General features: G+C 63.4%; 23 protein-coding genes and 1 pseudogene. 16 read left to right on the top strand and 8 right to left on the bottom strand.

Annotation, left to right across the window (positions count from 1 at the left end):
- Positions 1–34 precede the first annotated feature (34 nt).
- Positions 35–238, top strand: coding sequence for a hypothetical protein (locus AC0L2H_RS20965; protein ID WP_473591993.1), 204 nt, complete (start codon positions 35–37; stop codon positions 236–238).
- A gap of 9 nt (positions 239–247) precedes the next feature.
- Positions 248–682: pseudogene (locus AC0L2H_RS20960) on the top strand (Fic/DOC family protein); the annotation flags it as partial.
- A gap of 215 nt (positions 683–897) precedes the next feature.
- Here AC0L2H_RS20960 and gmk read toward each other — a convergent pair.
- The 7 genes from gmk to fabD all read right to left on the bottom strand — a co-directional run bounded on the left by gmk (position 898) and on the right by fabD (position 7,433).
- The gene (gmk, locus tag AC0L2H_RS20955) at positions 898–1,554 is read right to left on the bottom strand and encodes a guanylate kinase (RefSeq protein ID WP_107652080.1); all 657 of its coding nucleotides are present in this window, start codon (positions 1,552–1,554) and stop codon (positions 898–900) included.
- A 30-nt stretch (positions 1,555–1,584) separates the two neighbouring features.
- A complete protein-coding gene (locus AC0L2H_RS20950; protein ID WP_473591992.1) occupies positions 1,585–2,475 on the bottom strand; it encodes a YicC/YloC family endoribonuclease in 891 nt (296 codons plus the stop codon).
- Positions 2,476–2,640: 165 nt separating this feature from the next.
- Positions 2,641–3,867: an endolytic transglycosylase MltG gene (gene mltG, locus AC0L2H_RS20945; RefSeq protein WP_473591991.1), complete on the bottom strand. Its 1,227-nt coding sequence runs from the start codon at positions 3,865–3,867 to the stop codon at positions 2,641–2,643.
- A gap of 102 nt (positions 3,868–3,969) precedes the next feature.
- Positions 3,970–5,232 (bottom strand): beta-ketoacyl-ACP synthase II, encoded by a 1,263-nt coding sequence (fabF, locus tag AC0L2H_RS20940; protein WP_473591990.1) that lies wholly within the window; start codon positions 5,230–5,232, stop codon positions 3,970–3,972.
- A 34-nt stretch (positions 5,233–5,266) separates the two neighbouring features.
- The gene (locus AC0L2H_RS20935; RefSeq protein ID WP_006203723.1) at positions 5,267–5,503 is read right to left on the bottom strand and encodes an acyl carrier protein; all 237 of its coding nucleotides are present in this window, start codon (positions 5,501–5,503) and stop codon (positions 5,267–5,269) included.
- Positions 5,504–5,692: 189 nt separating this feature from the next.
- Positions 5,693–6,430, bottom strand: coding sequence for a 3-oxoacyl-[acyl-carrier-protein] reductase (gene fabG / locus AC0L2H_RS20930; protein ID WP_473591989.1), 738 nt, complete (start codon positions 6,428–6,430; stop codon positions 5,693–5,695).
- A gap of 61 nt (positions 6,431–6,491) precedes the next feature.
- Positions 6,492–7,433, bottom strand: a complete 942-nt coding sequence (fabD, locus tag AC0L2H_RS20925; protein WP_473591988.1) for an ACP S-malonyltransferase — start codon at positions 7,431–7,433, stop codon at positions 6,492–6,494.
- Positions 7,434–7,698: 265 nt separating this feature from the next.
- Here fabD and AC0L2H_RS20920 point away from each other — a divergent pair, with 265 nt between their 5' ends.
- The 10 genes from AC0L2H_RS20920 (at position 7,699) to AC0L2H_RS20875 (ending at position 18,834) form a co-directional block, all read left to right on the top strand.
- Positions 7,699–9,624 carry an LTA synthase family protein gene (locus AC0L2H_RS20920; RefSeq protein WP_473591987.1) on the top strand — a complete coding sequence of 642 codons (1,926 nt, stop codon included), beginning with the start codon at positions 7,699–7,701 and terminating at the stop codon, positions 9,622–9,624.
- Between the two features lie 285 nt (positions 9,625–9,909).
- Positions 9,910–10,392 (top strand): 30S ribosomal protein S6, encoded by a 483-nt coding sequence (rpsF, locus tag AC0L2H_RS20915; protein WP_097573413.1) that lies wholly within the window; start codon positions 9,910–9,912, stop codon positions 10,390–10,392.
- Entirely contained in the window at positions 10,392–10,640 is a 249-nt protein-coding gene (gene rpsR, locus AC0L2H_RS20910) for a 30S ribosomal protein S18 (protein WP_006203718.1), read from the top strand. Before rpsF ends, rpsR begins: the two co-directional genes overlap by 1 nt.
- A 206-nt stretch (positions 10,641–10,846) precedes the next feature.
- Positions 10,847–11,431, top strand: coding sequence for a 50S ribosomal protein L9 (rplI, locus tag AC0L2H_RS20905; protein WP_473591986.1), 585 nt, complete (start codon positions 10,847–10,849; stop codon positions 11,429–11,431).
- A 270-nt stretch (positions 11,432–11,701) separates the two neighbouring features.
- Complete coding sequence (locus AC0L2H_RS20900; RefSeq protein ID WP_473591985.1) at positions 11,702–12,991, top strand: class I SAM-dependent methyltransferase; 1,290 nt, start codon at positions 11,702–11,704, stop codon at positions 12,989–12,991.
- 79 nt (positions 12,992–13,070) lie between these two features.
- Positions 13,071–13,394 (top strand): YnfA family protein, encoded by a 324-nt coding sequence (locus AC0L2H_RS20895; protein WP_473591984.1) that lies wholly within the window; start codon positions 13,071–13,073, stop codon positions 13,392–13,394.
- The gene (locus AC0L2H_RS20890) at positions 13,394–14,359 is read left to right on the top strand and encodes a small ribosomal subunit Rsm22 family protein (RefSeq protein WP_473591983.1); all 966 of its coding nucleotides are present in this window, start codon (positions 13,394–13,396) and stop codon (positions 14,357–14,359) included. The genes AC0L2H_RS20895 and AC0L2H_RS20890 overlap by 1 nt, the downstream gene beginning before the upstream one ends.
- Before the next feature lie 596 nt (positions 14,360–14,955).
- A complete protein-coding gene (locus tag AC0L2H_RS20885) occupies positions 14,956–16,446 on the top strand; it encodes a replicative DNA helicase (protein ID WP_107652070.1) in 1,491 nt (496 codons plus the stop codon).
- A gap of 237 nt (positions 16,447–16,683) precedes the next feature.
- On the top strand, positions 16,684–18,102 hold the full coding sequence (gene radA, locus AC0L2H_RS20880; protein WP_473591982.1) for a DNA repair protein RadA: 1,419 nt from the start codon (positions 16,684–16,686) through the stop codon (positions 18,100–18,102).
- Between the two features lie 48 nt (positions 18,103–18,150).
- Positions 18,151–18,834: a CvpA family protein gene (locus AC0L2H_RS20875; RefSeq protein WP_473591981.1), complete on the top strand. Its 684-nt coding sequence runs from the start codon at positions 18,151–18,153 to the stop codon at positions 18,832–18,834.
- Between the two features lie 22 nt (positions 18,835–18,856).
- Here the strand turns inward: AC0L2H_RS20875 and AC0L2H_RS20870 are convergent, their stop codons facing one another.
- On the bottom strand, positions 18,857–19,315 hold the full coding sequence (locus AC0L2H_RS20870) for a DUF4826 family protein (RefSeq protein WP_473591980.1): 459 nt from the start codon (positions 19,313–19,315) through the stop codon (positions 18,857–18,859).
- Positions 19,316–19,447: 132 nt separating this feature from the next.
- On the opposite strand from AC0L2H_RS20870, the gene purF reads away from it, so the two are divergent.
- From purF to AC0L2H_RS20850, 4 genes are all read left to right on the top strand, one after another.
- On the top strand, positions 19,448–20,917 hold the full coding sequence (gene purF, locus AC0L2H_RS20865; RefSeq protein ID WP_473591979.1) for an amidophosphoribosyltransferase: 1,470 nt from the start codon (positions 19,448–19,450) through the stop codon (positions 20,915–20,917).
- Positions 20,918–21,137: 220 nt separating this feature from the next.
- Positions 21,138–21,878, top strand: a complete 741-nt coding sequence (locus AC0L2H_RS20860; RefSeq protein WP_473591978.1) for an SDR family NAD(P)-dependent oxidoreductase — start codon at positions 21,138–21,140, stop codon at positions 21,876–21,878.
- Between the two features lie 75 nt (positions 21,879–21,953).
- Entirely contained in the window at positions 21,954–22,583 is a 630-nt protein-coding gene (locus AC0L2H_RS20855; protein WP_473591977.1) for a hypothetical protein, read from the top strand.
- A 174-nt stretch (positions 22,584–22,757) separates the two neighbouring features.
- Complete coding sequence (locus AC0L2H_RS20850; RefSeq protein WP_097573434.1) at positions 22,758–22,979, top strand: hypothetical protein; 222 nt, start codon at positions 22,758–22,760, stop codon at positions 22,977–22,979.
- Positions 22,980–23,110: the final 131 nt, after the last annotated feature.

The raw sequence follows: 23,110 nt of genomic DNA, 5'->3' as shown, positions 1-23,110 counted from the left end.
GCCGGTGAATCGCCAAGCGTGATACTATCGCCACATGAAAAAGAGTTCCTCAACCGTCCGTTCGATAAAAGACGGCCTGTTCGTCCTGACCAGTGGCAGGGGCGAGAAAATCAGCGCGGTCGAGGGCCTGAAACTATCGCAACGCATGGGCGCCATTCTGAAAGAAAGCCGCGAGCGTGGCTTGAGTGGCGATGAGCGCAGGACACTCATCAAAGAACAGGCATACCGCAAGAAATAGGATCGGCAATTGGTCTATGCCGCTGAAGATGATCCGCTGTGCTATCCAGGCACGACCGTTCTCCGCAACAGACTAAATATCGAGGATCAGGCCGAACTCGACGAGTTCGAATTGGCGCTCTTCTTGACCAGGGCCGACGAACGAGTTCCTGCCGGCAGTCTGAGTTACAAGCACTACAAGGCAGTCCACCAACACCTGTTCCAGGACATCTATGAATGGGCAGGAGAGGTTCGCACCATTCGCATCGGCAAGGGTGGCAACTGGTTCTGCTATCCTGAGTATATCGAACAGGAGATGCGTAGGATTTTTGGCGAGCTAGCCGATGCCGATCACTTTTGCGGGCTCGGCGTCGATGATTTCGCTGTTGGGGCGGCGCATGTTTTGGCCCAGATCAATGCCGTGCACCCGTTCCGTGAAGGTAACGGCTGCACGCAGCTTACCTTCCTGGCAATGTTGATGGAGAACGCAGGGTTCTCGTTCAATGCCGATATGCTCGATCGCGAAAGCGTGCTGAATGCGATGGTCGACAGCTTTGCCGGCGAGGAGGCGCCGTTGGCGAAGCTCATATCGCCAGCCAGTAACAGTCGCTCACGGAGCCATATCGCCTGGCTGTTGGCCAAAGAACGCTTCGTGGGCCGCAAGGGTAAGCGGCAGTTGTCTCAATCCGTCTTCTCGTCCAACAGCCCTGAGACAAAATCGAACAGGCCGGGCCGGCGGTCGCGCCTCAGCCGCTCGGCGGTCACGATGCCGCGAACCTCGGCGAAGGCACGGTCGAGATCGTCGTTGACGATGACGAAATCATATTCCTTCCAGTGCTCGATCTCATTGCGCGCGTTCTTCAGCCGTGTCTCGATCACCTGCTCCTGGTCCTCGGCGCGGCGCTTCAGCCGCGCCTTCAACTCTTTCATCGACGGCGGCAGGATGAAGATCGAGACGATGTCGGCGCGCATCTTCTCCTTGAGCTGCTGGGCACCCTGCCAGTCGATGTCGAACAGCATGTCGCGCCCTTGCGCCAGCGCCAGTTCCGCCGGCTCGCGCGGCGTCGCATAGCAATTGCCATGCACTTCGGCCCATTCGAGCAGCGCGTCGGAATCGCGCAGCCGCTCGAACTCGCGCATGGTGCGGAAGTGGTAATGGACGCCCTCGATCTCGCTGCCTCGACGCGGCCGCGTGGTGACGGAGACCGACAGTTCGAGACTGCCATCGCTTTCCAGCAGATTGCGCGCGATCGTCGACTTGCCGGCGCCGGATGGCGACGACAGCACCAGCATCAGCCCGCGGCGGCGGATGCGCGAACCCAAATCCTTTGCAGTCATGGCAATCAAGGGCTCCTTGGTAACCACGGGTTACTCCAGATTCTGAACCTGTTCACGAAACTGGTCGACGACCGCCTTCAGTTCCAGCCCGATGGCGGTCACCGCGGCGGCATTCGACTTCGAGCACAGCGTATTCGATTCGCGATTGAATTCCTGCGCCAGAAAATCGAGCTTGCGGCCAATAGCGCCGCCGCCGGCCAGAAGCACCCGGCCCGACGCCACATGCGTCTTCAACCGGTCGATCTCCTCGCGGATGTCGGCCTTGGTGGCCAGGAACGCCGCTTCCATATGCAACCGGCTGGCGTCGAGATTGGCGGAGGCGTCCAGCAGCAATCGCACCTGCTCGGCAATCCTTTCGCGGATCGCCGCCGGCTCGCGCGACGGGTCGGCCTCGGCTCTGAGCGTCAGCGCCTCGATCGCGTCGATATGGCCGGACAGCAATGAACGGAGTGCGGCGCCCTCGCTTTGGCGCGCTTGCTCCAGCCCGCTCAGCGCAACCTCCAGCGCCGACCCTATCGCGGCGTCGAGCGCGGCTCGTGCTTCTTCGGTCTCGGTGGTTTCGGGGATGTCGAGCACGCCGCGCAGCGAAAGCAGCCCATCGGCCGTCGCGGGGGCCACGCCGAACTGCTCCTGCAGCCGCGTGGCCAGCCCCGCCAGGTCTTTCAGGAAGGCTTCATTGACAATCGGCTGCACCTGCTGGCCGGCAGCGCGGCCGATGGTCAGCGTCGCTTGGAAATTGCCGCGTGCAAAGCGCTTCTGTATCGTCTGCCTGACGGCCGGCTCCAGTCGCTCGAAGCCCTGCGGCAGCCGCAGCCTGACCTCGACGCTCTTGCCGTTGACGGATTTGACTTCCCAGGTGATCGACGTGCCGTCGTGCTCGGCGCCAGCACGCGCAAAACCGGTCATGCTCTGCAAATTCATGATCCCGTGTATCCCCCCCTTGCACATGATCCTTGGCGCTTTCCGACCAGACCATGGGCAGCTCTAAAATGCCGAGCGTTCCCTGCACGTGGTATCGACTTTAGAACGCTCTTGTCAAAATATCAGCGCGTCCCTTGCCGCGGGGCGCGATTTCAAATGTCCGGGCTACTGAGCGGTACCCGCATCGCCATCGGCGTCGCCGCCTTCCACCGGAGCATCGGTTTGACCTTCCACCTTGGCGTCACCGGCCTTGGCGGCGTCCTCGACCTGCTTCTTCTGCAGTGCCCGGTAGCGAGCGACGTTTTCATTGTGCTCGGCAAGCGTCGCGGCAAAAACGTGGCCGCCGGTGCCGTCGGCAACGAAATAAAGGTCTGCGGTCTTCGACGGATTGGCCACGGCCTCCAGTGAGGCGCGGCCGGGATTGGCGATCGGCGTCGGCGGCAGGCCATTGATCAGATAGGTGTTGTAGGGCGTCGGCTTCTTGATGTCCGACTGGTAGATCGGGCGATCGGCGGGTTTGCCCTTTCCGCCAAACAGGCCATAGATGATGGTCGGATCCGACTGCAGCCGCATGCCTTTGGCCAACCGGTTGAGGAAAACGGCAGCGACCCGCGAGCGTTCATCGCCCTTGCCCGTCTCCTTCTCGACGATCGAGGCCAGGATGACGAAGTCCTCAACATTGGCCAGAGGCAGGTCGGGGGCACGCCGCTGCCAGACATCGTCGACCAGCTTCTTCTGGTCAGCCAGCAATTTGTCGACCATTTGCTGGCGTGTCGCGCCACGCGTGAAGCGCAGCGTGTCGGTGGCGAGGCTGCCCTCGGGCGGAACGGTTGCCGGCATATCGCCGGCCAGCCCGCTTTGGTCGGCTATGCGCTGCAGCGCCTGCTCGACCGTCAGTCCCTCCGGGATGGTCAGCGAATACATCACCGACTTGCCGCTCTTCAGCAACTCCATGATGTCGTGCATGGAAGCGCGCGGCTTGATCTCGTATTCGCCAGCCTTCAGCGCAGAATCGTTGCCATAGGCGCGCACGCCAAGGCGGAAGATGCGGGCATCGCTGATCAACCCGCGCCGCTCGAGCTGTTCGGCGATGTCCTGGACGCCGGAATTCGGTTTGACCGGGAATGTATCGCCATTGGCCGACGGGCCGGGCTCGTTGAACTCCTGCTTGCCGAAATACAGGGCAACGCCGGCTGCCAGAACCACCAGCATGATCGAGGAGATGACGAAGTTCATGAACACGACGAACTGGCTGCGCGAGGCGCGCGAGCGCTTGGGCGGCGGCGTGCCGGCTTCAGGCCGCAATGCCTCGCTGGCCGTTTTCGGCACGATCGGGGCTGGCGGTACGGGCCGCTGCCCTAATTCCCCGTTGTCCGCCGAATTTGTGTTCATGGCGCCCTACCCTTTGATCTTGCAGCGAATCCCCTTGGGCAGAGTAGGGGCGAATATGGCAAAATTGACGATATGCGCGTGCCGTGCCGGTCGGCGCACAGGTCAGCCATTGTAGCGCTGGAAGACCAGCGAGGCGTTGGTGCCGCCGAAACCGAAGGAATTGGACAGCGCCACGTCGATCTGGCGGGCACGCGGTTGGTTCGGCACCAGGTCGATCGCCGTTTCGCGCTCGGGATTGTCGAGGTTGATGGTGGCCGGCGCGATGTTGTCGCGGATGGCGAGGATCGAAAAGATCGCCTCGGCCGCACCGGCCGCTCCCAGAAGATGGCCGATCGACGACTTGGTCGACGACATCGATATTTTCGACGCGGCATTGCCGACCAGACGCTCGACGGCGCCGAGTTCGATCGTATCGGCCATGGTCGAAGTGCCGTGCGCGTTGATGTAGTCGACATCGGCGGGCGTCAGCCTGGCCCGTTTCAGCGCCGCCGTCATGCAGCGGAAGGCGCCGTCGCCGTCTTCGGCGGGTGCTGTGATGTGATAGGCATCGCCGGTCAGGCCGTAACCGGTGACCTCGGCATAGATCCTGGCGCCGCGCGCCTCGGCATGTTCGAGGGCTTCCAGCACGACGACGCCGGCGCCCTCGCCCATGACGAAGCCGTCACGGTCGCGATCATAAGGGCGCGAGGCCGTTTGCGGAGCGTCGTTGCGCTCGGTGGACAGCGCCCGGCAAGCGGCGAAGCCGGCGAGCGAAAGCCGCGTCACCGGTGCCTCGGCGCCGCCCGCGACCATGACGTCGGCATCGCCCCACATGATCAGCCGGGCGGCATCGCCGATGGCATGGGCGCCAGTGGAGCAAGCGGTGACCACGGCGTGGTTGGGGCCTTTCAGCCCATGCCGGATCGAGACCTGGCCGGAGACGAGATTGATGATCTGGCCGGGGATGAAGAACGGGCTGATGCGGCGCGGACCGCGCTCCTTGAGAATCATCGCGTTCTCGGCGATGCCTTCGATGCCGCCAATCCCGGAACCGATCAGCACGCCGGTGGCACACTGCTCCTCATGCGTCTTCGGCGTCCAGCCGGAGTCCTTCAGCGCCTCGTCGGCGGCCGCGATCCCGTAGAGGATGAAGTCGCCGATCTTGCGCAGTTCCTTCGGCTCGAGAACGGCCTCCGGATTGAAGGTGGCGTTCTCGCCGTTGCCACGCGGAATGACGTGGGCGATCTTGCAGGCAAGATCCTCCACTTCGAACTCGGTGATGCGCTTGGCGGCGCTGCGGCCGGTCAGGAGTTCCTTCCAGCTATGCTCGAAGCCCATGCCGAACGGCGAAAGCAGCCCCAGGCCCGTGACGACGACACGCCTCATCGCAGGTGCTCCAAGGTGATGCCTGCGGAAAGCTTCAGGCCGAGGCCTTGTCGATGTACTTCACGGCATCGCCCACGGTCAGGATGGTCTCGGCCGCATCGTCGGGAATTTCGACGCCGAACTCTTCTTCGAACGCCATGACGAGTTCGACCGTGTCGAGACTGTCCGCGCCCAGATCATCGATGAAGCTCGCCTGCTCCGTCACCTTGTCGGCATCGACGCCAAGGTGTTCGATGACGATCTTCTTGACGCGCTCTGCGGTGTCACTCATTTGGGCATCCTCGTCTTTTGTTTGTCTGTCTTCGTTAGCGGGCGGAATGCCGCTAATCAAGCTGAAAGATGGTCCCGGCGGATACGCAACGCCACCGGGCCGGTTTTTGCCCGAACCGCCGGGTTGCGGGCCGCATTACACGAAAAATGGCTTAGGTCCAAGCCGAAATGGGGGGTTTTCCCGCAACTGTTAGATCATCGCCATGCCACCGTTAACATGGATGGTCTGACCGGTGACGTAGGCTGCCTCGTTGGAAGCAAGGTAGGCTACGGCGGAAGCGACTTCGGCGCTGGTGCCCATGCGCCGTGTCGGGATTGCCGCCATGATCGCCTCTTTCTGCTTGTCGTTGAGCTTGTCGGTCATCGCCGATTCGATGAAGCCCGGCGCGACGCAATTGACGGTGATGTTGCGGGTGGCGATCTCCTGCGCCAGCGACTTGGAAAAACCGATCATGCCGGCCTTGGAGGCGCAGTAATTGGCCTGGCCTGGATTGCCGGTGACGCCGACGACCGAGGTGATGTTGATGATGCGGCCGTGCCGGCGGCGCATCATCGGATGGGTGAGTTCGCGGGTCAGCCGGAACACGGCGGTCAGGTTGACCTCGAGCACGCTGTCCCAGTCGGCGTCCGCCATGCGCACGAACAGCCCGTCCTTGGTGATGCCGGCATTGTTGACGAGAATGTCGATGCCTTCGAGATCGGCCTCTGCCTTCTGGCCGAGCGCCTTGACCTCGTCCCGGTTCGAAAGATTGGCTGGAAACAGTTTGACCCGGTCGCCGAGTTCGGCGGCCAGCGCCTCGAGTTTCTCGATACGGGTGCCATGCAGGCCAACGATGGCGCCTTGCGCATGCAGCACCCTGGCGATCGCCTCGCCGATGCCCCCCGATGCGCCGGTGACGAGCGCCTTGCGGCCAGTCAGTTCGAACATTTTTTGTCTCCCGATCTTCAGAGAGCACCCTTCACACGGGTGCGTCCAAATCGCCAGCGGATTATGCCAGCGCCGCCAGCGTCGCCTCGACATCAGCCGCCGTGCCGATAGCGCCGGTGGTGATGTCGCGGTTGATGCGGCGCGCCAGTCCCGACAGCACCTTGCCGGCGCCTATTTCATAGAGCGTTGTAACGCCGTTGGCGCCGAACCATTCCACCGTCTCGCGCCAGCGCACACGGGCGACAACCTGCTCGACCAGACGCCGGGCGATCTCGTCCGGATCGCTGGTCGGGGTGACAGTGACGTTGGAGATGATGGGAACCACGGGCGCGGCTTTCGCCACCCCGGCCAGCGCCTCGCGCATGATCTCGGCCGCCGGCTTCATCAGCGCCGAATGGAAAGGCGCCGAGACCTGCAGCATCAGTACCCGCTTGGCGCCTTTTTCCGTGCATAGTCTTGCCGCCAGTTCGACCCCGGACCTGGCGCCGGAGATGACGAGTTGGCCACCGCCATTGTCGTTGGCGATCTGGCAGACTGACCCGCTGGACGCCTCTGCGCAGGCGGCTTCGACGTCAGCCTGTTCCAGCCCGATGATCGCCGCCATGGCGCCCTCGCCGGGCGGCACCGCCGCCTGCATGGCGTTGCCGCGGATGCGCAGCAGCCGGGCGGCGTCGGCGATCGAAACGAAACCGGCGGCGGCAAGTGCCGAATATTCGCCGAGCGAATGTCCGGCGACATAGGCGACCTTGTCCTTCAGCGAGAAGCCGCGCGATTCCAGCGCCCGGATCGCGGCAAGCGAGACCGCCATCAGCGCCGGCTGCGCATTGGCGGTAAGCGTCAGCGTTTCTTCCGGCCCCTCCCAGATCAGCCTCGACAGGTTTTCGCCGAGCGCGTCGTCGACCTCTTCGAAGATCTTCCGCGATTCCGGAAATGCTTCGGCGAGATCCTTACCCATGCCGACAGCTTGGCTGCCCTGTCCCGGAAAGGTGAATGCAACGGCCATATGCGGCTCCCAGAGGCTGGTTTTCCCTGCCTGTGACCAAGGCGGCCGGGCAAGTCAAGCCCGCGATGGGCCGATCCGCGCCGGTTTCGGCACAACGGAGGCGGCCGAGCGCCTGTTCCAAAAGGCTTTTTGGCGATCACTCATGATGAAAATCGCTCACGAATCGTTTGCTGGCTCTTCTTATTTTCGCCACAGGCGCTAGCTTTTCGTGACAGTACGATGACATTTCAGTGAAGCTAATGTTACGGGCCGGGGAAAGATCAAGGTGGCAAGGATTAGGAAGAGCGCGGGCAAGGCTGCGCCACAGTTTCTGGAAGGCGATCCGTCCACCGGCTATCTGCCGGGGCGGAAAGGGCCGGTTATCCGCTATGGCCTGGCCAGCCTGCTCGCCGCCACCATCCTGGTGTTTGCGATCGAATTGATCGTGCGCGGCGATTTCGCCGGCACCGTTTCCTTCTTCCTGCAGCCATTCAAGCCGGGCTGGACCACCATCATCATCTTCGCGCTGGTGCTGGTCGGCCTCGACGCCGTGCTCGGCCGCAGCCACCAGAGCCTGATGATCGTCGCGCCGCTGGCGCTGGCGCTGGCCTTCGTCGGCCATCAGAAATCGCATTATCTCGGCGACCCGCTCTATCCGACCGATTTCCTCTATTCGCGCCAGATCGTGGCGCTGATGCCGCTTCTGGTGCGCGATCGCCCGGGAACCGCCATCGCCATGGCGGTCGGCATCATCGGCGGCCTGTCGCTGCTCGTCTATGGCTGGCGGCTATGGCGCCGGCGGGTGCCGGCACTCAGCCACAAGGGCCGCCTCGCCCGGTTGGCGCTGACGGTGCCACTGCTCGCCTTTTTCGTCTCGATCATGGATTATGCCACCTTCTCGTGGACCCGCGACCGGCTGCAGATCATCCCGATCATGTGGGACCAGAAGGAGAATTACGCTTCCAACGGCTTCGCGCTTGCCTTCGCGCTCAATGTGCCGATGGCGCATGTCTCGGCGCCGGCAGGCTATTCCGACAAGGCGATCGCGGCGATCGACAGGCCCGGTGTGAAGGCCACGATGCCGACAGAGAAGCCGGACATCATCGTCGTCATGAGCGAATCCTTCTGGGATCCGACCAAGCTGCCGGGCGTCACCATCACGCCCGACCCGATCCCCAATGTACGAGCGTTGCGCTCGGGCTACATGTTCTCGCCGGAATTCGGCGGCATGACCGCCAACATCGAGTTCGAGGCGCTGACCGGCTTTTCCAACGCCTTCCTGCCGGCAGGCAGCATTCCCTACCAGCAATATGTGCGCTCGCCGACGCCCTCGCTGGCGACCTTCCTGAAAAGCGAAGGCTACCGGGCACGCGCCATCCATCCCGGCACCAACTGGTTCTGGAACCGGGGCGCGGTCTACGCCGATTTCGGCTTCAACGACTTCAAGTCGGAAGAGACTTTGCCGCCGATGCAAAAGCGCGGGCCGCTGGCATCGGACGCGTCGATGACCGACGAGATCATCCGCGAGGCCGACGCCAGCGCCGATCCTGTCTTCTTCTTCGCCGTCAGCCTGCAGAACCACGGGCCCTACGAACCCTATCGCTACTACAATCCGACCCACAAGGTGCAGGCCCCGATCAGCCAGTGGGCGCGTGAATCGCTGTTGAGCTACACGGAAGGCTCTTCGGACGCGGACCGCGGCCTTGAGCGCCTCATAGAATGGGCCAAGAAACGCGAGCGGCCCACGGTCATCGCCTTCTTCGGCGACCATCTGCCGCCGCTTGGCCCGGTCTATGTCGAGACCGGCTTCATGAAGGACAATGTCGCGCCGCGCAAGGAGGCGGCCGACCAGATGCTGCAGCATCACCAGACGCCGCTGGTCGTCTGGTCGAATCGCACGGGTCCGGCCGAGGACATGGGCGCGGTGAGCCCAGCCTTTCTGCCCTATCATATCCTGACGACCGCCGGGATCAGCCATCCCTACTACACCGGCTTCCTTGGCCAGATGCGAGAGCGCTACCGCGTCGTCGACCGCAATTTGTTGCTGACGCCGACGGGCGAAGCCGTCCCCGACTGGGCACGGCAGAAGAACATCGACCCGGCCATCAACAATTTCCGCCTGCTGCAGTACGATATGATGTTCGGCAAACGGCGCGCGGCGCCCGACTTCTTCCCCGAAACGGTGAACAAGCTCGGCCCGCATACGAGCTGAGCGCCATACCGTCCGCGCAGCGGCCGATTTTCCGCTTGCCCTTGCCTTCCGGCCGGATTGCTGTATAGACGCCCGCAATCTGCCGGTCCTTGCTGGGGGCTGAACGGAGGGCCGGAGGTTTTTTCGAAAACCTTCGCGTGAAGCCAGAAGCGCTTCCGCCTCCCGTGTCTCCGCTCTCGACCGTCTCGTGATGCTCCTTTCTTCCCCGCTCCAGCGGGTCAGAGAAGTTGCAGAGGCTTTTGCCGCCGGGAACCGGGAGAGAAACGAAGAAAGGCAAAGAACTATATGGCTCTCTACGAACATGTGTTTCTTGCCCGGCAGGACCTCTCGCAGCAGCAGGTCGATGCGCTTGTCGAACAGTACAAGGGCGTCATCTCAGCAAATGGCGGGTCCGTCGGCCGGGTCGAGAACTGGGGACTGAAGTCCCTCACCTACCGGGTCAACAAGAACCGGAAGGCCTACTACACGCTGATGGACATCACCTGCCCGCCGGCCGCGCTCAACGAGATGGAGCGCCAGATGGGCCTGTCCGAGGACGTGCTGCGTTTCCTCACCATCAAGGTCGATGCGCATGAGGAAGGCCCGTCGGCGATGATGCAGAAGCGCGAAGAGCGCTCGGAGCGCGGCGGCTTCGGCGACCGTGATCGCGGCCCGCGCTCATTCGGCGACCGCGATCGCGGCGACCGTGGCGATCGTCCGCCGCGCAGCTTCGGCGACCGCGACCGCGGCGACCGTCCGCCACGCAGCATTGAAGGGGGTGCAGAATAATGGTCGACATCAATCAGATCCCGACCCGGCGCCCGTTCCACCGTCGCCGCAAGACCTGCCCGTTCTCCGGCGCCAACGCGCCCAAGATCGACTACAAGGACGTTCGTCTTTTGCAGCGCTACATTTCCGAGCGCGGCAAGATCGTGCCGTCGCGCATCACCGCCGTCAGCCAGAAGAAGCAGCGCGAGCTCGCCAAGGCGATCAAGCGCGCCCGCTTCCTCGGCCTGCTGCCTTACGTGGTTCGCTAAATCTTTAGAAGCGGGCGGTTCGCCGCCCGCTTTTTTTCACCGACCGTGACGGGCACAGCCGGTTCGAGCGTCAAATCCCGAGTTGGATTTCGGAAGAAATCCTAACTGCCGACAGGCAGGACAGCGACACCAGCGCCAAGGCGCTCAAGCTTCCTGACCTGTTCCGATGAATTCGGCGTCCGCGCCTAACCTAAAGGAACAAAACCATGGAAGTCATTCTCCTCGAACGCGTTTCCCGCCTCGGCCAGATGGGCGATACCGTCAAGGTCAAGGACGGGTTTGCCCGTAATTTCCTGTTGCCGCAGGGCAAGGCGCTGCGCGCCAACGAAGCCAACAAGAAGAAATTCGAGGGACAGCGTGCCCAGCTCGAAGCCCGCAACCTCGAGCGCAAGTCGGAAGCCACGCAGGTTGCCGAAAAGCTCGACGGCAAGAGCTTCATCGCCGTGCGTTCGGCCGGTGAAACCGGCCAGCTCTACGGTTCGGTTTCGACCCGCGACATCGCCGAGCTGCTGACAGCGGAAGGTTTTTCGGTCAACCGCAACCAGATCCTGCTCAACCAGCCGATCAAGGCCATCGGCCTTACCAATGTGGCGATCGCGCTGCATCCGGAAGTCGAGGTCACCGTCACGCTCAACATCGCCCGCACGGCCGACGAAGCCGAGCGCCAGGCCAAGGGCGAGACGCTGACCACCGCCGAAGCCATCTATGGCGAAGACATCAACGACAATGCGCGGCCGGAAAATTTCTTCGACCCCAATGCCGAATTCGAAGGCGAGGAAGACAACGCCTGATTGCGTATTGCGGGGGGCCCCAAAACGGCGCCCCGATCAATTTTGGCGGCTTCCAGTTATTCTGGACCAATGCCCGGGCCTCTCGCCCGGGCATTTTTGTGCCAAAAGGAACTTTTCGAACCCCTATATATTGATGCAGACTACAGCGTCGCGCGTCGTTTGGACGCGCAACGGACGTGTGGCACGTTGACTAGGGCGCATAATCCTTTCCGAAATCGGTAGCGATCTCATGCGCGAACAGCCTGTCTGACCGAGAGGGGACGTTTGGTCATGAATATTCTGTTGAAGCGCGTACTTGACCGCCTGGTGCGTACCGGCAATCTCAAGGTAACCGGACCCAAGGGCCTGTCAGTGATTTTCGGCGACGGTTCCGGCGAGCCGGTGCACATGCACATCAAGACCAGGCACGCCGAGCGTGCCATCACCTTCGATCCGATGCTGGCGGTGCCGGAAGCCTACATGGACGGTGAGCTCGACATCCTTGAAGGCGGCGTTCTGGGTCTGATGCGCATCGCCTTCCAGAACATGGGCAGCGGCGGCATCGACGCCACCTGGTCGAAGGCGATCGAGGGCCTGCGCCACGCCTTTCGCCGCCTGCAGCAGATCAACACGGCCGCGCGAGCGCGCCGCAACGTGCAGCGCCACTACGATTTGTCGGGCGACCTCTACCGGCTCTTCCTCGACGAGGACATGCAGTATTCCTGCGCCTATTTCGAGCAGCCGGACATGACGCTCGACGAGGCGCAAGCCGCCAAGAAGCGCCACATCGCCGCCAAGCTCAGGCTGAAGGCGGGCCAGACGGTGCTCGACATCGGCTCCGGCTGGGGCGGGCTCGGCCTCTATCTGGCGAAATCGTTCGACGTGGACGTGCAGGGCGTGACGCTGTCGACGGAGCAGCATGGCGTCGCCACCGATCGCGCCCATGCGCAAGGCCTGGAAAACCGGGTGCACTTCGAACTGAAGGACTACCGCGAACTCAATGAGCGTTTCGACCGCATCGTCTCGGTCGGCATGTTCGAGCATGTCGGCGTCAACCATTTCCGCACCTTCTTCGACAAGTCGGCGACGCTGCTCAAGCCGGACGGCGTCATGCTGCTGCACACGATCGGCCGCTCCGGGGTGCCGTGGGCGACCAGCGCCTTCATCCGCAAATATATTTTTCCGGGCGGCTATATCCCGTCACTGTCCGAAGTGATGCCGGCGATCGAGAAGTCGGGACTTGTCGTCACCGACATCGAGATCCTGCGGCTGCACTATGCCGACACGCTGAAGCACTGGGGCCAGCGCTTCGCCGCCAATCGCGACAAGGCCAAGGCGATCTATGACGAGCGCTTCTGCCGCATGTGGGAGTTCTACCTGGCGGCCTCCGAAGCCGCTTTCCGCTGGCAGGATCTGGTGATCTTCCAGATCCAGATCGCCAAGAAGAACGACACGCTGCCGATGGCGCGCGACTACATGGCCAAATGCGAAAAGGCGCTGGAGATGCGCGACATGGGGCATCGCGAAAAGGCCCCTGCCGCCAAGCCCGCCCGGCGCCGCAAGGTGGCTGATCCGGAATAGATCCGGCGACTGCGCCATTGCCGCTTGCCATTGCAGGCCTGCACGCTGAAAAAGGTCTCGTCACCGCGAGACCTTTTTTATGACCTATCTCCTCTATGTCGCCGCCGCACTTGCCGAGATCGCCGGCTGCTTTTCGTTCTGGGCGTGGTGGCGGCTGGAAAAATCGCCGCTGTGGCTGGCGCCGGGCCTCATCTGCCTCGCTTTGTTCGGCTTCCTGCTGGCGCTGGTCGACACGTCGGCCGCCGGCCGCGCCTATGCCGCTTATGGCGGCATCTACATCGCGGCATCGCTGGGCTGGCTGTGGCTGGTGGAAGGGGTGCGCCCCGACCGCTGGGATCTCGCCGGTGCGGCGCTCTGCATCATTGGCGCCTCGGTCATCCTGCTCGCGCCTCGGGGGGCGTGATGGAACTGCCTGCTCCACTTCGGCAAGGTGTCGAGCGCCTTCTCGAAAAGGTGCCGCTGGCTGTGCTCAAGCAAGCGGCAAGGACGCTGTCGGACCGCTACCGCGCCGAGCTGCGCGACGGCCGCCTGCATATGGCCGAGGAGATGGCGGTGAAGGCCTATCTGGCGACACGGCTGCCGGCGACCTATGCCGCCGTCCACGCCAGCCTGGATGCGGTCAGCGAGGCTCGGCCCGCTTACACACCGAAAACCCTGCTCGATGTCGGCGCTGGGCCTGGTACGGTGCTTTGGGCCACGGCCGATCTATGGCCCGACCTTAAAGAAGCGGTGCTGATCGAGGCAAGCGCCGCGGTGCGCCGGGTCGGCGAGGCTCTTGCCAGTGAGGCGATCACGGCCAGCATTGCCTGGCTGGCCGGCGATATCACCATCGACCTTGGCGCGCTCAAGCCGGCCGATCTGGTCACCTGTGCCTATGTGCTGGACGAGATCGCGCCGGCGTCGCTGCCCAAGCTCGTCGACAGGCTCTGGCAGTTCACCGCCGACACGCTTCTGGTGATCGAGCCGGGCACGCCAGCCGGTTGGCAACGCATTCTTGCCGCGCGCCGACAATTGATCGAGGCCGGCGCGCATGTTCTTGCGCCTTGCCCGCATGAGGCGCCCTGCCCGCTCGCCGCGCCCGACTGGTGCCATTTTTCGCGTCGCGTCGCCCGCTCGCGCCTGCACCGGCTGGCCAAGGACGCCGACGTGCCTTGGGAGGACGAGAAATTCATCTATGTCGCCGCCTCGCGGCACCCTGCCCCATCCCGTGCTGCGCGGGTGATCGCGCCGCCGAAATCAGGTTCCGGCAAGGTTCTGCTCAAGCTCTGCCAGCCCGACGGCCATGCCGGCGAGCGGCTGTTCAGCAAGCGCGACGGCACGACGTTCAAAGCCGCGCGGCGGTCGGACTGGGGGGATACGCTGGCATAGGCCGCATACCCGGCGACACCGAGAGAGGTCGCATCGTCCACGCACTGATAGATAGAATCGCTACTTTGGAGATTGGCCGAAGCGCCGAAACTTCGTCATCCACGGGCGGAGCGGGAGCGAAGCGGACGCGCAGACCCGAGGATCCATGCCGTGACGTCGCGCAAAGCGTCAAGACCATGCAGAACAGAGGCTTTTCTGCACCGCTGCAGCGCTCATAAGTAACGGCATGGATCCTATGGTCTGCGCCGCGTCGCTTCGCTCCTTGCTCCGCCATAGGATGACGACTTGACGGACGTTTCGGCTAATCTCGGACGGTTCGTGACTCTTTGCCTCAAACCAAAATAGGACTGCTGCCCAAGCCTCCGACGGCAACCAGCGATCGGAATTGTTCTTGATATGTTCTGGCGAGTCGGATAGGGTTTACACCTTTCCGAGTCAACCGGAATCGGGGTACGCAAACACTCTCCTGTGGACGGTTCGCCGTCCCTGTGAACAATGGGCATCAAGGCTGGTTGACTGTGCAGTGATGCAGAAAGGTCAGCATCCTGATCGTCCTATTCTGGTATCGAGAGACCGGGATCGAAATCGGGGACATCATGGCAGAGGCAGCGCGAAAATTCGGCGTCGCGGAGCAACCGCTCTATCGCGAGGCACCGAACAATATCGAGGCGGAGCAGGCGCTGCTCGGCGCCATCCTCGTCAACAACGATGCCTTCTACCGTGTCTCGGACTTTCTGAAGTCAGGTCATTTCTACGAGCCGTTGCATAGAAAGATCTTCGAGGTCGCGGCCGAACTGATCCGCATGGGCAAGATAGCGACGCCGATCACGCTGAAGACCTTCCTGCCGGCCGACGAGAAGGTCGGCGATATGACGGTGGCGCAATATGTCGTGCGGCTGGCCGTCGAGGCGGTCACCGTCGTCAACGCCGCCGACTACGGCCGCGCCATTTACGATCTCGCCACGCGGCGCGCGCTGATCACCGTCGGCGAGGACATGGTCAACATCGCCTATGATGCGCCAGTGGACATGTCGCCGTCCGAGCAGATCGAGGATGCCGAACGCCGGCTGTTCGAGCTGGCCGAGACCGGCCGCTACGATGGCGGCTTCGAGAGCTTCACCGACGCGGTCAAGACCGCCGTCGACATGGCCAACGCCGCCTATATGCGCGACGGGCATTTGTCGGGCGTCGCCACGGGCCTGCGCGATCTCGACCGCCGCATGGGCGGCCTGCAGCCGTCCGACCTGATCATCATCGCCGGCCGTCCCGGCATGGGCAAGACTTCGCTTGCCACCAACATGGCTTTCAACATCGCCGAGGCCTATGTGCCGGCGCAGCAGGCCGACGGTTCGTTCAAGGCGGCCAATGGCGGCGTCGTCGGCTTCTTCTCGCTCGAAATGTCGTCGGAACAGCTCGCCACCCGCATCATCTCCGAGCAGACCGAAATCCCGTCGTCGAAAATCCGCCGCGGTGAGATTTCCGAAATGGATTTCGAGAAGCTGGTCGCCTGCTCGCAGACCATGCAGAAGATCCCGCTGTTCATCGACCAGACCGGCGGCATTTCCATCGCACAATTGTCGGCGCGCGCGCGTCGGCTGAAACGGCAGCGCGGCCTCGACGTCATCGTCATCGACTATATCCAGCTGATGCAAGGATCGAGCGCCAGGGCCTCGCAGAACCGCGTACAGGAAATCACCGAGATCACCACCGGGCTGAAGGCGCTGGCCAAGGAGCTTGCGGTGCCGATCATCGCGCTGTCGCAGCTGTCGCGCCAGGTCGAAAGCCGCGACGACAAGCGCCCGCAACTCTCGGACCTTCGCGAATCGGGCTCGATCGAGCAGGACGCCGACGTGGTGATGTTCGTCTACCGCGAGGAATACTACCTGAAGAACCGCGAGCCGAAGCCCGGCACCGACGAATACATCAAATGGGAAAACGAGATGAATGAGATGCGCGGCAAGGCCGAGGTCATCGTCGCCAAGCAGCGCCATGGGCCCACCGGCTCGGTCAGCCTCGCCTTCCAGGGCGAGTTCACCCGCTTCTCCGACCTTGCGGAAGAGCATCATATTGCGGAGAGGTTTGAGTAGCCGCTTGAGACAGGTCTCAATCCTTCGCGCCCCCCTCTGTCCTGCCGGACATCTCCCCCTCAAGGGGGGAGATTGGCAGCTTCGATCGAGCCGCACACCTTGCAATGCTGGTGATTGGCGAAAGCCGAAGCGACATCCAATCTCCCCCCTTGAGGGGGAGATGTCCGGCAGGAAAGAGGGGGGCGCTGTCCCGCCGGCCTATCCATCGTTTGCATCTGCCACACCGGGCCACGCCTGATGGCCAAATCGCGCGTCCAATTCATCTGCCAGAATTGCGGATCGGTGCATCAGCGCTGGGCCGGCAAATGCGATGCCTGCGGCGAGTGGAACACGCTGGTCGAGGAAGGCACGGCAGGCGGTATAGGTTCAGGCCCGGCCAACACCCGTAACGCCCGCAAGGGCCGCGCCGTGGTGCTGACCAGCCTGTCGGGCGACATCGAGGATGCGCCGCGCATCGTTTCCGGCATCGGCGAGCTCGACCGCGCCACCGGCGGCGGTTTTGTCCGCGGTTCCGCACTTCTGGTCGGCGGCGATCCGGGGATCGGCAAGTCGACGCTGTTGACCCAGGCTGCCGCGGCGCTCGCGGCAAAGGGCCACCGCATCGTCTATGTCTCGGGCGAAGAGGCCGTCGCCCAGATCAGGTTGCGGGCGCAGCGGCTCGGCGTTGCCGACACCCCGGTGGAGCTGGCGGCCGAGACCAATGTCGAGGACATCCTGGCCACAATCGCCGACGGCAAGCGGCCGGACCTGGTGATCCTCGATTCGATCCAGACCTTGTGGACCGACATGGCCGATTCGGCGCCCGGCACCGTCACACAGGTGCGCGCTGCCGCCCAGGCGATGATCCGCTATGCGAAATCCACAGGGGCGGCGATCGTGCTCGTCGGCCACGTCACCAAGGAAGGCCAGATCGCCGGGCCGCGCGTGGTCGAGCACATGGTCGACGCCGTGCTCTATTTCGAGGGCGAAGGCGGCCACCACTACCGCATCCTGCGCACGGTCAAGAACCGGTTCGGACCGACCGACGAAATCGGCGTTTTCGAAATGTCGGACAAGGGCCTGCGCGAGGTCGCCAATCCGTCCGAACTCTTTCTCGGCGAACGCCATGCGAAATCGCCGGGAGCGGCGGTTTTTGCCGGCATGGAAGGCACGCGGCCGGTGCTGGTCGAGATCCAGGCGCTGGTGGCGCCATCGTCGCTGGGCACGCCGCGCCGCGCCGTCGTCGGCTGGGACGGCGCCCGGCTGTCGATGATCCTCGCCGTTCTCGAAGCCCATTGCGGGGTCCGCTTCGGCACGCACGACGTCTATCTCAACGTCGCCGGCGGCTACCGCATCACGGAGCCCGCCGCCGATCTCGCGGTTGCCGCTGCACTGGTTTCGTCGCTCACCGGTCTTGCCCTTCCGGCCGATTGCGTCTATTTCGGCGAAATCAGCCTTTCGGGCGCCGTGAGGCCGGTTGCGCACGCGCAGCAGCGCCTCAAGGAAGCCGAAAAGCTGGGTTTTGGAAGTGCGGTCCTGCCCTTGGGCAGCGAGGAACTTGTTGGTGGCAATGGAGCCGCGGGGATAGGGGCCGGTGCTTTCCAGCCCACCGAACTGGCCGACCTCGTGGCGCGGATAGCCGGCTCACGGCGCAGCCGCGCCGACGAGCAAGAGTGACGCGACTCGCCCGAGTTGTGAAAAAGAGATCGGAGTGGGGGCAAAGACATGCCGATTACGCTGCTTGACGGAATTCTCGTCGGCTTCACCCTGGTCTCGGCGATGCTCGCCATGGTTCGCGGCTTTTCACGCGAGATCCTGTCCATCATCGCCTGGATAGCAGCGGCGGCGGCGGCATTCTTCCTGTACAAGCCGGTCCTGCCTTACGTTCAGCCCTATATCGACAATGAGAAGGCCGCCATGGCGGCGTCCGCCGGCATCGTCTTCGTCATTGCGCTCATCGTGGTTTCCGTCATCACCATGAAGCTCGCCGACTGGATCATCGATTCCAGGATCGGCGCGCTCGACCGCACGCTGGGCTTCCTCTATGGCGCGGCGCGCGGCATCCTGGTCGTCGCGGTGGCCTTGCTGTTCTTCAACTGGCTGGCCGGCACCAAGGCTCCAGGCTGGGTCGCCAACGCCAAATCGCGGCCGCTGCTGGAATCGATCGGCGCCAAGCTCGAAAGCATGCTGCCCGAGGATCCGGAAAACACCATCCTCAAGCAGCTCAACCCGAATCAGCCGGCCGCGCCCGAGGCCGGCGCCGAGACGCCGGCGGCTCCCGATGCGCCTGCGGCTGATGCGCCGGCAACCGGCGACGAAGCCCCGGCGCCAGACGACAGCGAAACCGACGTGCCTCCGGCCGACAACGCCCCAGCCACCCCACCCGCCACTCCGGCGCCGGCAAACTGAAGTTCTACCTCAGCGCATTGGGTCAAGCTTTCGAGGGCGCTTCGGGATCATCTTCCCAAACGCTATCGTCACTCGCCCAGTCGAGCAGTATCTTTGCCCTCGATCGAAGCAGAGGCGCCAATGTTGTGGCGTGTTCAGGGCCGCCGGTTGTAAATTCTTCGTGCTCTCGTCCTTCAGCCATTGCTGCCGCCACTTCCTTCCAGCGCAAGCCGAAGTCCCGAACGGCGGCCCGAGGAGTCCCGTCCGGTCCGCAGCTGATGTAGTCGGTTGGTAGGTCGCCAGAGATTGCCCACCAACCAACCCACTCTGGATGCTCGATGCTTTCGATCGCCCAAACCGCAACATACGGATAAACATGCCAGGCAGGCCATTCTCCCACCCTGCCATGTTTCAAATTCTCGCGACCCAGATAACCGAGCACGTATTGGCGTTGCGATTCGCACCAAGCTTCTTCTTCGGCCTCGTCCGGTTCATCCTGCATTTGCAACGACCTGTGTGGAGGACAACGCTACCGAATAGTTGACAAGCATAACAACGCGGCATTCTGATTTGCCAGTGGCATTGACTGACCGACTGCATTATATGACGCCTTTCCACAATGAGGCTCTAAGAGATGGCAGACGCAGACGACGTGCTTTCCGCCGAAGCCGACGACCATTTCCATGACGAATGCGGCGTGTTCGGCATTTTCGGCCGGCAGGACGCCGCGGCCATCGTCACGCTCGGTCTGCATGCGCTCCAGCATCGCGGCCAGGAAGCGGCCGGAATCGTTTCCTATGACGGCACCCAGTTCCATGTCGAACGCCATGTCGGCCTGATCGGCGACACCTTCACCAAGCAGCATGTCATCGACAGCCTGCAAGGCAACCGCGCCATCGGTCACACGCGCTACGCCACCACCGGTGGCGCCGGCCTGCGCAACATCCAGCCATTTTTCGCCGAACTCGCCGACGGCGGCTTCGCCGTCGCCCACAATGGCAACCTCACCAACGCCATGACCGTGCAGCGCGCGCTGCAGAAACAGGGCGCGATCTTTTCGTCGACCTCCGACACCGAGACGATCCTGCATCTGGTCGCCACCTCAAAGGAGCGCGACCTGAATTCGCGCTTCATCGACGCGGTGCGCCAGGTCGAAGGCGCCTTCTCGCTGGTGGCGATGACGGCCAAGAAGATGATCGGCTGCCGCGATCCGCTAGGCATCCGCCCGCTGGTGCTGGGCGATCTCGACGGCGCCTGGATCCTGGCTTCCGAAACCTGCGCGCTCGACATCATCGGCGCGCGTTTCGTGCGCGACCTGAAGCCCGGCGAGATGGTCGTCGTCACCGCCAAGGGCATTGAGAGCTTGTTCCCCTTCGAGCCGCAGAAGAACCGCTTCTGCATTTTCGAATATGTCTATTTCGCGCGACCGGATTCCTCGGTCGAGGGCCGCAACGTCTATGAGGTGCGCAAGCGCATCGGCGCCGAGCTGGCGCTCGAAAGCCCCGTGGAGGCTGACATCGTCGTGCCGGTGCCGGATTCGGGCACGCCGGCGGCAATCGGTTTTTCCCAGGCCGCGGGCATTCCGTTCGAGCTTGGCATCATCCGCAACCACTATGTCGGCCGCACCTTCATTCAGCCGGGCGATTCGATCCGCCACATGGGCGTCAAGCTCAAGCACAATGCCAACCGCCGCATGATCGAAGGCAAGCGCGTGGTGCTGGTCGATGACTCGATCGTGCGCGGCACCACCAGCCAGAAGATCGTGCAGATGGTGCGCGACGCCGGCGCCAAGGAAGTGCATATGCGCATCGCCTCGCCGCCGACGCGCGCCTCGTGCTTTTATGGCGTCGACACGCCGGAGAAATCGAAGCTTTTGGCATCACGCATGTCGGTGGAGGAGATGGCCGATTTCATCCGCGTCGATTCGCTCGGCTTCCTCACTATCGACGGGCTCTACCGCGCCGTCGGCGAAGCAGGCCGCGACAATGAGCAGCCGCAATTCTGCGACGCCTGTTTTACCGGGCAATACCCGACGCGGCTTGCCGACTTCGAAGGCTCCGACAATGTACGCACGCTGTCGCTGCTGGCGGCGAGCGGGGCTTAGGGTTGCCGGATCACCATTTGTCTTCGCCAGGTTACCCCCCTCTGCCCTGCCGGGCATCTCCCCCTCAAGGGGGGAGATCGGCTGAACTGTCGACTTTCGCCAATCGCGACTGTCGCAGAACGGGTGCTGAGCCTGATGAGGGCCAATCTCCCCCCTTGAGGGGGAGATGCCCGGCAGGGCAGAGGGGGGTGCTACACGCCGACCTCACGAAAGTTCAAGCATGACCCTCGACCTCTCCGGCCGCGTCGCGGTCGTCACCGGTGCCTCGCGCGGCATCGGTTATTTCATCGCCAAGGAACTGGCCGCCGCCGGTGCGCATGTGATTGCGGTCGCGCGCACCGTCGGCGGGCTGGAGGAACTCGACGACCAGATCAAGGCGGCCGGCGGACAAGCCACGCTGGTGCCGCTCGACCTTGCCGACATGGCAGGCATCGACCGGCTGGGCGGCGCCATTCATGAGCGCTGGGGCAAGCTCGACATCCTGGTCGCCAACGCCGCCGTGCTCGGCGTCATCTCGCCGATCGGCCATGTCGAGGCCAAGACCTTCGAGAAGGTGATGACCATCAACGTCACCTCGACCTGGCGGCTGATCCGCTCGGTCGACCCGCTGCTGAGGCTCTCCGACGCCGGCCGCGCCATCATCCTGTCGTCCAACGCCGCGCATTCTGCGCGCGCCTTCTGGGCGCCCTATGCGGCCTCGAAGGCAGCGGTCGAAACCATGATGCGCTCCTGGGCGCATGAGGCGGAAAACTCGGCGCTACGCGTCAACGCCGCCGACCCCGGCGCCACCCGAACCGCCATGCGTGCGCAGGCCGTGCCTGGCGAGGATCCGGAAACGCTGCCGCACCCGTCTGAGATCGCCAAGCGCATCGTGCCGCTGGCGAGCCCCGATCTGAAAGAAACCGGGCTGATCTTCCAGGCCAAGCACAACCGCTTTGTCGCCTACCGGCAGCCGGAATAAACTCGACTTCAAGAGGGATGAAACAGGCCTCCGGCTACGTTCTTCGAATGTAACATTCGAAACCGGAGGACCATCATGCGCAGACTGCTTCTCGTTACCGCCGCCACCTTGCTTGCAGCCGCCGGCGTTGCCTCGGCACAGGATGCGACGATGAGTTTCTTCGTCACCAGCGTGGGATCCGGCAAGGGTGCCGATCTCGGTGGGTTGAAGGGTGCGGACGCGCATTGCGCCTCGCTGGCTGAAGCCGTCGGCGTCACCGGCAAGACCTGGGCTGCCTATCTCTCGACCAGCGATACCGATGCACGCGACCGCATCGGCAAGGGGCCGTGGTTCGACGCCAAGGGCGTCAAGATCGCCGACGACGTCGCTTCGCTGCACAGCGACGCCAACGCCATCACCAAGCAGACAGCGCTCGACGAAAAGGGCGAGGTCGTCAACGGCCGCGGCGACAAACCCAACCGGCACGACATACTGACCGGCTCCAAGCCCGATGGCACGAAGATCGCCGACCAGACCTGCGGCGACTGGACGATGAGCGGGGCCGAAGGTGTGGCGATGGTGGGTCATCATGACCGTATGGGCCTCGACGATTCGGCCGCCGCCAAATCGTGGAACTCCTCGCACGCCTCGCGCGGCGGCTGCAGCCAGGACGCGCTGAAGGGCACCGGCGGCGACGGCCTGTTCTATTGCTTTGCAACGAACTGAACCGGTATTCGCAAACGCTTAACGCATGACCCTTTCCGGAAATCGGAAAGGATCGCGCTATCACGTGGCTGTGATGCCGTGGCGCATCGCCGCGCCCCGGCCGCGCTTTCGTCTGTCATGCGGAGTTGATAGGATCGCCGCGACTCCCACAACAATCACAGCGAGGAAATTCCCATGGCGGCTTCGAGCGTAGCTTTGGTCTGGTATCTGGTGATCGCCGGTCCGCAAGGCGGCATGGTCGTGCTGCCCAGCACCTTCGACACCCGCGAACAATGCACCAACGCCGTCACCGAGTACCAGAAGCAGCCGACGCCGGCAGGCTGGGCAGTGCAGTGCGTGCCGAGCGCTTCGCCCTTCACCGATGAAGGCGACGCCGAGGAGCCATCGGCACAGTAGGGAAGCTTGATCTCCCCCCTTGAGGGGGAGATGGCCGGCAGGCCAGAGGGGGTCGTCTCGCCTGGAGCGCCGACCTCCTTTGTCCGTGATGGAGAGCCGCGTCAGGACGTACCGACCCCCTCTGTCGCCTT

The organism is Mesorhizobium sp. WSM4871 (assembly GCF_055811295.1).
The sequence above is the reverse complement of the archived record's forward strand: the minus strand, read 5'-3'. Positions and strand labels throughout refer to the sequence as shown.